Raw genomic sequence first — 9,992 nt, forward strand, 5'->3', positions numbered from 1 at the left:
ACTGGAAGAAGCAGGGGATGGGCGAGAAGCTCGGAGATTCGCTGAAACACATTGTCCCCCTGTCCTTTGGGGAAGAAGTGGGGAACAGTGTAAGCCATGGCGTAGCAGCACTCATATTCATCGGACTGCTGCCGTTCACCTCTGTCTACATGTATGTGCAGGGAGGCACCATGCATGCGGTGGGCGGTTCGGTATACGTCATCAGCATATTGCTCATGTTTCTCACATCAACGCTCTATCATTCGATGGCGCATAATACCCAGCATAAGTACATTATGCGCCTGTTGGATCACAGCCTGATCTATGTGGCAATTGCGGGGACATACACGCCTGTCGCTCTTTCGGTCATCGGTGGCACCTGGGGGATGGTCACGCTCATCATCCAGTGGGCAGCGGCTGTTTTCGGCATCCTGTACAAAGTGCTCAGTCCGAAGGTCAATAACAAAGTGAGCCTCGGTTTCTATCTGGTCATGGGATGGATGGCGGTCATCTTCTTTCCGCATATATTCAATAATACCAACTGGATGTTTCTGCTCATGCTCGTGCTTGGTGGGGTGAGCTATACAGTCGGCGCATGGTTCTATGCACAGAAGACACGGAAATATTTTCATATGATATGGCACTTCTTCATCATTGTGGCAAGCTTCCTGCACTACGTGGGGATAGTATTCTACATTCACTGATGAATAGATATTCGCTTTTGATTTTTTTATTCAGTTTGTTATGATAGGTACTGTTGTTAAAATCAAAATTGGAGTTGATTCGATGAAAATTGTCTTTTACGGTGCGGGTAACATGGCGAGTGCCATATTCATTGGCATGATAGAGAATAACGTTGTGAAACCGGATCAAATCTATCTGACCAGCCGAAGCCAGCAGGAAAAGATCATGTTCTTCAAGGAGAATCTTGGGGTCAATGTTTCATATGACGATGCAGAACTGCTGGACGGTGCAGATTATGCCATTCTGGCCAGCAAGCCGCAGAGTTTTCCGGATGTTGCCAAAAGAATCCGTCCGCATCTTGAGGAAAAGACAAAAATCGTATCTGTAATGGCGGGTACACAGATCAAGACAATCCGGCGGGAGCTGAAGACGGAGAATCCGATTGCGAGACTTATGCCGAACACAAACGCGATGGTCCAGCACTCGGTGAGCGGAATCACCTATTCGGAAAACTTCCCGGACAAGGACGAACTGGTTGAACTCATGGAAAGCTTTGGTACGACTGTGGTCGTGGAAGAAGGCGTCATGCATAATATTACCGCAGCTACCGGTTCCGGTTCGGCCTTCCTGTACTATATATATGAAAAATATGCAGAAAGCCTGATGGAACTCGGGTTCGATGAGGAAGAGGCGCTGTTCCTGACACGGAACCTTGTGATTGGAGCCGGAAAAATGGTGGAGGACTCCGAACTGCCATTCAGTCAACTCAGAAAAAACATCACTTCCAAGCATGGTACAACAGAGGCGGGATTGAATGCCCTGGATGGAGAAGGAATTAAAGAAATACTCACTGCAACATTGAATGCTGCAGCGAGCCGCAGTGAAGAATTGAGTCAGGATGACGAATAGCATCAGAGCATAAATGTGTAGAATGGGGAATGCTTCATATAAACTGTATATGAAGCATTTTTTGTGAGGAGGAGCAAAGTGAAGACACTGTATTATAACGGCATAATCCATACGATGAAGGCGCCTGGGGACACTGTGGAGGCGGTTCTTGAGGAGGACGGCATAATTCTGCAGACAGGCGCATCAGCACTGGACAGCATGGCTGATGAAAAGGTGGACCTCCGTGGGAGGACAATGCTTCCCGGCCTCGCAGACACCCACCAGCATCTGATCATGCTGGGGAAGATGCTGAAATCCCTCGCGCTTCACGAGGTGCAGGATATAGAGGAAATGAAGCAACAGATCAATGATTTCGAATCCACACACGAGTGGAACCTGATACTTGGCTACGATGAAAACAACTTCCCGGACCAATACCGGATGTCCCATGATGAACTGGATGCACTGACTGACCGGCCGACACTGGTCACCCGGGTGTGCCAGCATGCCGGCCTGGTCAATACACGTGGATTGGAAGTACTGGGTCTTGATGGTTCGACAGAGGATCCCGAAGGGGGGTACTACGAACGCGATGAAGATGGAAACCTGACGGGCTGGGCGTATGACAAGGCATTCGAAGCGCTCAGGGCGGCGACGGTCGATGATGATGTGGAATCGCTGAGTGGGGATATCGAGGTGGCAGTGGATCATCTGTATACTTACGGCATCACAAATGTGCATACGGAGGACATGTCCTATTATGGTCCCTACGAGTTGCCGCTTGAAGCCTATATGAAGACGCTCGGGCCGGATAGGAAGAAGTTCAGGGTCAATCTGCTCAGGCATGAAGCCGTCTATGATGAAATGGTCCGGGACGAACCCGCCTTTCTCGAGGGTTGGGTCGAAAAAGACGCAATGAAGCTGTTCATGGATGGTGCCTTTGGGGGCAAGACTGCTCTGGTCAAAGCACCATATGAAGGGACGGAGGACCATGGCATCCAGATTCATTCGGTCGAAGCCCTCGAATCATTGGTCAGGAAAGCGCGGGCCAATGGGGATGCGATTGCCGTCCATGTCATCGGTGACAAGGCGTGCGAACTGGTGGTGGATGCGATAGAGAAGTATCCTGTTCCGGAAGGAAAGCACGACCGGCTGATCCACTGCAGTCTCCTGGACGCCTCACTGATCGAGAGGATGTCCAGACTGGCCGTCATCTGTGATGTCCAGCCCACATTCCTGACATCCGACATGCCATGGGTAGAATCCTATCTTGGACAGAAGCGGATGGAATACCTCTATGCCTTCAAGACGATGCAGGCGCACGGTCTCCTGCTGGGTGGATCATCGGATGCTCCGATAGAGGCGGTCAATCCGCTGCTCGGCATCCACACCCTGGTCACACGCAGGGGAGAGGCGGGTGTGTATAATGAGGATGAGCGCATCAGCAGGCATGATGCTTTCCGTATGTACACATACAATGCTGCGGCAATCATCAACAGGGAAGACCGGGCAGGGCTCATTGCTCCCGGCTATTATGCCGACTTTGCGATCTTCGACAGGGATGTCATGACTGTCGAAGCAGATGAACTGCTCGAAGCAAAAGTGGAAAGGACAATCATCGACGGCACAACCGTCTACGATTCACATAATTAGAAGGAGGGGTTTGATGGGTTTGAAAATTAGCATTTTTGGCGCAGGCCATGGTGGTATCACCGCCGCTGCAGATATGACTGAAAGAGGGCACACGGTCACTCTATACCAATCTCCGCAGTCCAAGAGGGATTTGAGCAGGATTGAAGAGACGGGTGAAATCAATTTCAACGGTTCCCCGGTCAAAATTCATAAGTTTACGAGGGAAGTCGCTGAAGCGGTGCATGACCAGGATGTGCTTATGCTTGCCATACCATCGACGGCCATTGAACCCGTTGCAGAAAATATTGCGCCATACCTTGAAGACGGGCAGTATATTTTGATCAACAGCGCAAGTGCAATGTGCAGTATCCGCTTCAAACGTGTACTGCACAATATGAAGGCGGATGTGGATGTCAAAGTGGGGGAGACAATGTCCCTTACGTATGCTTCACGTTATTTCCCAGAAAAGAACGAAGCACAACTCATTGCCTACAACAAACACAATTTGTTTGCAGCCTACCCTTCCCGACATACAGAAGAGATGCTCGAAGTGTTCAACCGGATGTATGATCACCTTAAACCAGCGGAAAATATCCTTGAGACGACACTCAACAACGGCAATCCGGAAAGCCATCCGGGACCATCCATATTGAATGCAGGGCGAATTGATTATGCCGGAGACGAATTCTATCTATATAAGGAAGGCATCACGGAGCATACAGTGAATGTCATCCACCGCATCGACGAGGAACGGCAGGCGATATGCAGGGCGTTGGGCTTTGAGGCCCTTTCGAAATCCGAGAGGAGTGTAAGGAGCGGCTATTTCGAAGATGGAATGAGCCTGCTCGAGCAGTACAACAGCTCCAAAGTGCTGCAGGATATTGTCGGACCGACGAATCTGGAGAACCGTTATGTAACTGAAGATGTATCCAACGGTCTGGTGCTATGGGCCAGTATAGCGGATATGGTAGAAGTTGAAACACCTGTGATGGATGCTGTCATCACATTGACGGGTGTGCTGCTTGGTCGTGACTACTTCAAGCAGGGCGTTACACTGGGCAAGCTGGGCATAGAAAAAACGGATGCTGAACAGCTGAACCAACTCATGAAATACAATCATACACGGGATTAGCAAAAAACCCTCTGACAGATGTCAGAGGGTTTTTCATTAGGAATTCTCTTCCCGTATATCCTTTTGGTAATAATCATCAGACTTGAAGAACTCGCGCTTCAATTCAATAATTTTCGGTGACAACAATATGACCGCTATTATATTTGGAAGTATGACAAAGAACAGGGTCAAGTCCAGGAATGCCCAGAGTACTGTGGCACCGCCTATTGCACCGATGACGATGGATACAACATAGACAGCTTTCATCACCGTGCCTGCCCAGAGTCCGAAAAGATACTCCGCCTGTCTGGCGCCATAGAAGACGACTACTGTAATTGTGGAGAAGACGAAGATGACAAGTGCGAGGGAGACGACTGAGTTGCCGATCGGCCCGAATGTTTCCCCGAATGCTCTAGCTGTAAGTGCTTCCCTGACACTGTCCTCGTGTGCGTCGCTATCCTGCCATACTCCTGTCATGATGACGACGAGGGCTGTAATCGTACAGATGATCAGAGTATCTACAATAATCTGGATGACAGCCCAGAAAGCCTGGCGGATCGGGTGGTCGGTTTTGGCTGCCGCGTGGGCAATCGGAGAGGTACCCAAGCCGGCTTCATTGCTGTAGATGCCACGGGCAAAGCCCCAGCGTATCGTCTCTGCAAGTACAGCTCCGGCCCCACCACCGAGTGCGGCCGTCGGATTGAATGCTTCAGTAAAGATGAGTGCAAAGGCATCGGGCACTGCAGTGATGTTCATGAAGATGATGATCATGCCTGCGATGATGTAGAAGCCGGCCATGAAAGGAACGAGGTAGGAAGTGACTTTCCCGATACGCTTGACGCCCCCAAATACGACAATGCCTACTGTAACTGCAATGATAATGCCGGTAATCAGTGGACTGAAATCAAAAGACTCCTCTATAGTGCTGGCAACTGAATTACTTTGCACCATGATGCTCGGAACAAGTTCTATAAGCAGGAAGGTCGCGTACCAGGCGGCAAGGATTTTCCCAACCATCGGCCATTTGATTCCATTCTTCATATAGTATGTAGGGCCGCCTACATATTCCCCTGCTGCGTTCTGCTCCCTGTAATGCACACCCAGTGCAGTTTCACCGAATTTCAGGGCCATCCCGAATACAGCGATGACCCACATCCAGAAGACAGCCCCGGGGCCGCCGAGCATGATGGCCACAGGGACCCCGACGATGTTGGCCGCCCCGATTGTGGAGGACAGGGCGGTGGTCAAAGTCTGGAAAGGTGTGATGGTTCCCTTGCCCTTCGTCTTTTTCCCCACCCTTCCTATAGTCTGTTTGAAGATATACAGGGGATAGACGAACTGGAAGAACTTCAGTCTGAAAGTGAGGTATACACTCGTAAAGAACAGCATGATAATGATGGGGTAGCCCCATAAAAAGGTCGATATTGCTGTAATGATCTCCATATGCTCTCTCCTCTAAACCAAGATTTTAAATTTATTCATCAGGAAGCGCATAGACGCTGACGCTTTGACTGTCGACAAGGAATTCTCCAAACCCTTCATCATCGATGGTCACCGTGTCCGAACGGTTTTCGGTGTAGTCCACCCATTCCTCACCGCTGTGTGCTTCGCCGACATACATCTTTTTGAAGCCTTCTTCCAAGCCGTTGGAAAGGATGACAGCACAACCTGAACCTTCGACCGCCTCTTCACCGAAGCGTACCCAGCCGATGGTGTCGGGGTGGTCGAAATAATCCTCCTGCTCCCCGAGGGCCCGTACGTGCCTCGCATGGAGCAGCGGATCTATCGCAGGAGCCATGCCTTCTTTGTCATAATCCCCATCGATTCCATAGTAGTCTCCATAGAATACACATGGATAGCCGTCACGTCTGAGGAGTATGAGGGCATAAGCCGACTGCTTGAACCAGTCATCCACAAAAGATTCGAGAGATTCGCCGGGCTGGGTGTCATGGTTATCGACGAACGTCACCGTATTCCAAGGATTTTCTTCTACGAGTGTGCCTTCGAAAATTTGGGTCAGATCATAGTTTTCTTTCTCATTTGCTGCCTCAAATAAATTATAGTGCAGCTTGACATCAAAAAGGTCGATATCAAATTCCACATCTTTCAGAAAACCTTCCTTGGCTTCAATGTCAGGGTTCCAGAATTCTCCGAAGAAGTATATATCCCGTTCTGCGTGTTCTGTTACTGCTTCGATGAACTCGGCGATAAACTTGCTGTCGATATGCTTCACTGCATCAAGCCTGAAGCCATCCACATCCAATGTGTCGGTGATCCATTTGCCCCATTCGATCATTTCCTCTTTGACTTCCGGGTGGTCGTAGTCTATGTCCGAATACATCAAATAGTCGAAGTTGCCGTGTTCCTCATCTACATTGTCGCTCCAGTCCTTATGTTCCCCTACAATCTTGAACACACCGGTGCGGTCTTCCTTCGCATCGTAGTCGACGCCGACGAAATGGTTGAAGTTCCATTCAAAATCGCTGTATTTCTTTTTTCGGCCAGGGAAGTTGAATTTTGTGTAGCCTTCAATATCAAAGGGTTCGGATATTTCCTTTTCCCGATCATCAGGGTCCACTTCTATCACCTGGAATGTTTCCGTGCCGTCGCCCCCTGCCTTGTGGTTCATGACAAGGTCGATGTAGATGAGAAGGTCCGCTTCCCTGCACGCTGCGATGGCTGCCTCCAGCTGTTCGCGTGTGCCGTACTTCGTCCGGATCTCCCCCTTCTGGTCGAACTCTCCCAAATCATAGACATCATATACGGCATATCCTTGATTGGAAGGGTGATCCGCCTTGGTCGGAGGCGGCAGCCAAACAGCGTCGACTCCCATGTCCTTCACTTCCTGTGCCCTCTCCTTCAAGCGGTCCCAGTGGGCACCATCGTCTGGCAGGTGCCATTCGAAATATTGCATGAGTGTAAAATTCATATCATTAAATTCCTTTCTTATAGTTCGTACCCAACATATAGCCCTTTTCGGATGCATGTAACCAAAAACTTCATTATATTAGTCTGAAAATATAAATAATTATAACATATAAAGCATCCGTTTTTTTCCTCAAATAAAATAAAATTGAAATCCAATCAGAGATACACAAAGTGTTTGGAACTTTTTTATTTTATAGATATCGGGATATGTTATCATGATAATATTGAATCTAGGCATAAAAGGAGAATTTAAATGGTCACTAAAGAACAAGTGGAAGAAATAGTTGGTAATATAGATGATCCGATACTTAATGTGCCAATTAAGGAAACAGGCGGCATTAGGGAAATCAGCATCAAGGAAGAAAAGAACCATGTGAGTGTCAAAGTCGCAATCGGCCGTCTTGGTGGTCAGGAACAGCTGGATCTTCAGATGAAGGTCGTCAACCTGCTGAAAGAGGAGGGTGCTGAAACAGTCGGGCTGCGATTTGATGAGCTTGATGAAGAGGTGATTGAAAAGCATCGTGGCACTTCAGGCAGCGAAGTCGAAAATCGTTTCAAGGACAACAATACCCAGTTCATCGCCGTAGCTTCCGGTAAAGGCGGCGTGGGGAAATCCACTGTCGCGGTCAACCTGGCTGTCGCACTCGCTGAGAAGGGCAAGAAGGTCGGCATCATTGATGCGGATATATATGGCTTCAGTGTGCCGGATATGATGGGCATTACTGAAAAGCCGGGTATTGAAGACAAGACGATCATTCCGGTCGAACGTTTCGGTGTGAAAGTCATCTCCATGGCATTCTTCGTCGAAGAGAACACTCCGGTCATCTGGAGAGGCCCGATGCTCGGCAAGATGATCAGCAGCTTCTTCAATGAAGTGGAATGGGGAGATTTGGACTATCTCCTGCTTGACCTTCCGCCTGGTACGGGAGACGTTGCATTGGATGTCCATCAGCTGCTGCCGCACAGCAAGGAGATCATTGTGACGACACCGCATCCGACAGCTGCCTTCGTAGCGGCACGGGCAGGGGCAATGGCGCAGCATACAGACCATGAAATCATTGGAGTAATCGAGAATATGAGCTACTTCGAAAGTGAACTGACCAATGATAAGGAGTATGTTTTCGGTAAAGGCGGCGGAGAGAAGCTTGCACAGGAACTGAAGGCTCCGCTGCTCGGACAGCTGCCACTCGGGCAGCCGGAATGGAATGAAAAAGATTTCGCGCCTTCCGTATATACAAAGGATCATAAGATCGGGCAAATATACAGAAATATTGCAGATAACGTAATCAAAGAGAGCGAATAGGCGCGGAGGAATCATAGTATGACATCGAAATACCTAGTCAGGTTTTATTTTAGAACACTTCTCCTTGGCATGGTGGTCACGGCCATTATAAGTCTGGTCACAGAATACCAGAATGTAACACGCTATTTGTTCGAGGGGCAGTTTGGTGAGTTCTTTGCCGGTCTGGTCTGGTTCCTGGGATATGGCCTTCTGATTGCTACGGTCAGCCAAGTCGCTTTCTTCATATATCTGTTTCTCCATCCTCTCGGTATGGGCATATTCAGGAAACTGTGGCCATATGTACAGCTTCTGCTCGTAATGTATGCTGCGTTCGACCTGTTCTATGTCAGGTTCTACAGGGTCGGTGCTGAAGCAGGCCAGGTATGGAGCTATATATGGATACCGGTTCTCGTCATCGTTTCAGGGTTCGTGGTGGCAAGATGGAAGGATAAGGAGTCGCCGGGGAATCAGTTGTTCATCCCGGCTCTCTTCTATATGATATTCATGACATCTGTTACGCTCATCCCCTTCATAACAGTTGAAGATACGTCATGGATCTATAGATCGGTGTTTACTCTGATCATTTGTAATGCGTTCCAACTGCTGATGCTCCCTAAATATATAGAAGCATCTGAAAAAGAGAAGGCAGAGCGTGGAAGAGTGACAAAAGCGGATCTCAATGAAGAGAAGAGAATCAAGAGGGAACAAGAAGAGCTGGCACAACGGAACAAGGAAAAATCGCAGGTCAAGAAAAGAAATGCAATGAATTATAAAAACAAAACAAGACAGAAAGACCGCCATGGCAAGTGATTGAGGGCAGTGCAGCGCACTGCCTTTTTATTATGGTGTAACACTACATTTTTAAAATTGAAAGAAGCGTTGACACTTGGACGTTCTACTTGGTATGATATGAAAGTCGCTGAAACAGAGACGACGAAACACAAGTGCTGACCGACAGATCACTTTAAAAAGAAATGAAAAAAGTGGTTGCAAGAGGAAAGTCAACGTGATATGATAGAGAAGTCGCTGAAAACGGCGGAGAAATATTAAAGAGTGAAGCTAGCAATCAAAAAGAAATAAAAAAGTGGTTGCAAACAGCTTGCTCAAATGCTACAATAACTAAGCAGTCAAAACAAAGAACATTGAAAACTGAATGACAATATGTCAACGTTAATTCCGAAAAAAACGAATGCTTCGGCATTCAACTTGGGCGACAAGTAAAACCGCAACGGAGTCAGAGAACTTCCAATTATGGAGAGTTTGATCCTGGCTCAGGATGAACGCTGGCGGCGTGCCTAATACATGCAAGTCGAACGCGCGGATCAGGAGCTTGCTCCTGTGACGCGAGTGGCGGACGGGTGAGTAACACGTAGGCAACCTGCCCATCAGACCGGGATAACCACGGGAAACCGTGGCTAATACCGGATAATCCTTTCCCACACAAGTGGGAGAGTTGAAAGGCGGCCTTTTGGCTGTCACTGGTGGATG

8 protein-coding genes and 1 rRNA gene are annotated in these 9,992 nt (G+C 48.5%); 7 read left to right on the top strand and 2 right to left on the bottom strand.

The genetic code is table 11. The features are described 5' to 3' along the window. Positions 1-17 precede the first annotated feature (17 nt). From trhA to BO53_RS0109575, 4 genes are all read left to right on the top strand, one after another. Positions 18-683, top strand: a complete 666-nt coding sequence (gene trhA, locus BO53_RS0109560) for a PAQR family membrane homeostasis protein TrhA (RefSeq protein WP_031547648.1) — start codon at positions 18-20, stop codon at positions 681-683. A gap of 82 nt (positions 684-765) precedes the next feature. Further along, the gene (proC, locus tag BO53_RS0109565; RefSeq protein ID WP_031547650.1) at positions 766-1,572 is read left to right on the top strand and encodes a pyrroline-5-carboxylate reductase; all 807 of its coding nucleotides are present in this window, start codon (positions 766-768) and stop codon (positions 1,570-1,572) included. 78 nt (positions 1,573-1,650) lie between these two features. Further along, a complete protein-coding gene (locus tag BO53_RS0109570) occupies positions 1,651-3,204 on the top strand; it encodes an amidohydrolase (RefSeq protein WP_031547652.1) in 1,554 nt (517 codons plus the stop codon). 13 nt (positions 3,205-3,217) lie between these two features. Next, the gene (locus BO53_RS0109575; RefSeq protein WP_031547654.1) at positions 3,218-4,315 is read left to right on the top strand and encodes an NAD/NADP octopine/nopaline dehydrogenase family protein; all 1,098 of its coding nucleotides are present in this window, start codon (positions 3,218-3,220) and stop codon (positions 4,313-4,315) included. A 36-nt stretch (positions 4,316-4,351) separates the two neighbouring features. On the opposite strand, the gene BO53_RS0109580 is transcribed toward BO53_RS0109575, so the two are convergent. Next, the gene (locus BO53_RS0109580) at positions 4,352-5,737 is read right to left on the bottom strand and encodes an alanine/glycine:cation symporter family protein (RefSeq protein WP_031547656.1); all 1,386 of its coding nucleotides are present in this window, start codon (positions 5,735-5,737) and stop codon (positions 4,352-4,354) included. 31 nt (positions 5,738-5,768) lie between these two features. Further along, positions 5,769-7,223 carry an alpha-amylase gene (locus BO53_RS0109585; protein ID WP_031547657.1) on the bottom strand — a complete coding sequence of 485 codons (1,455 nt, stop codon included), beginning with the start codon at positions 7,221-7,223 and terminating at the stop codon, positions 5,769-5,771. A 252-nt stretch (positions 7,224-7,475) separates the two neighbouring features. On the opposite strand from BO53_RS0109585, the gene BO53_RS0109590 reads away from it, so the two are divergent. The 3 genes from BO53_RS0109590 to BO53_RS0109600 all read left to right on the top strand — a co-directional run. Continuing rightward, entirely contained in the window at positions 7,476-8,525 is a 1,050-nt protein-coding gene (locus BO53_RS0109590) for an Mrp/NBP35 family ATP-binding protein (protein ID WP_031547659.1), read from the top strand. Positions 8,526-8,543: 18 nt separating this feature from the next. Then, complete coding sequence (locus tag BO53_RS0109595; RefSeq protein WP_031547661.1) at positions 8,544-9,314, top strand: KinB-signaling pathway activation protein; 771 nt, start codon at positions 8,544-8,546, stop codon at positions 9,312-9,314. A 438-nt stretch (positions 9,315-9,752) separates the two neighbouring features. After that, positions 9,753-9,992 (top strand): 16S ribosomal RNA (locus BO53_RS0109600); the annotation flags it as partial.

The sequence above is a fragment of the Salinicoccus luteus DSM 17002 genome, from assembly GCF_000712035.1.
GTDB lineage: Bacteria > Bacillota > Bacilli > Staphylococcales > Salinicoccaceae > Salinicoccus > Salinicoccus luteus.

Excerpts from the sequence above, each read along its gene's own strand:
- BO53_RS0109575 (WP_031547654.1), top strand. The coding sequence starts at position 3,218 with ATGGGTTTGAAAATTAGCATTTTTGGCGCAGGCCATGGTGGTATCACC.
- trhA (WP_031547648.1), top strand. The coding sequence starts at position 18 with ATGGGCGAGAAGCTCGGAGATTCGCTGAAACACATTGTCCCCCTGTCC.
- BO53_RS0109585 (WP_031547657.1), bottom strand. The coding sequence starts at position 7,223 with ATGAATTTTACACTCATGCAATATTTCGAATGGCACCTGCCAGACGAT.
- BO53_RS0109595 (WP_031547661.1), top strand. The coding sequence starts at position 8,544 with ATGACATCGAAATACCTAGTCAGGTTTTATTTTAGAACACTTCTCCTT.
- BO53_RS0109590 (WP_031547659.1), top strand. The coding sequence starts at position 7,476 with ATGGTCACTAAAGAACAAGTGGAAGAAATAGTTGGTAATATAGATGAT.
- proC (WP_031547650.1), top strand. The coding sequence starts at position 766 with ATGAAAATTGTCTTTTACGGTGCGGGTAACATGGCGAGTGCCATATTC.
- BO53_RS0109580 (WP_031547656.1), bottom strand. The coding sequence starts at position 5,737 with ATGGAGATCATTACAGCAATATCGACCTTTTTATGGGGCTACCCCATC.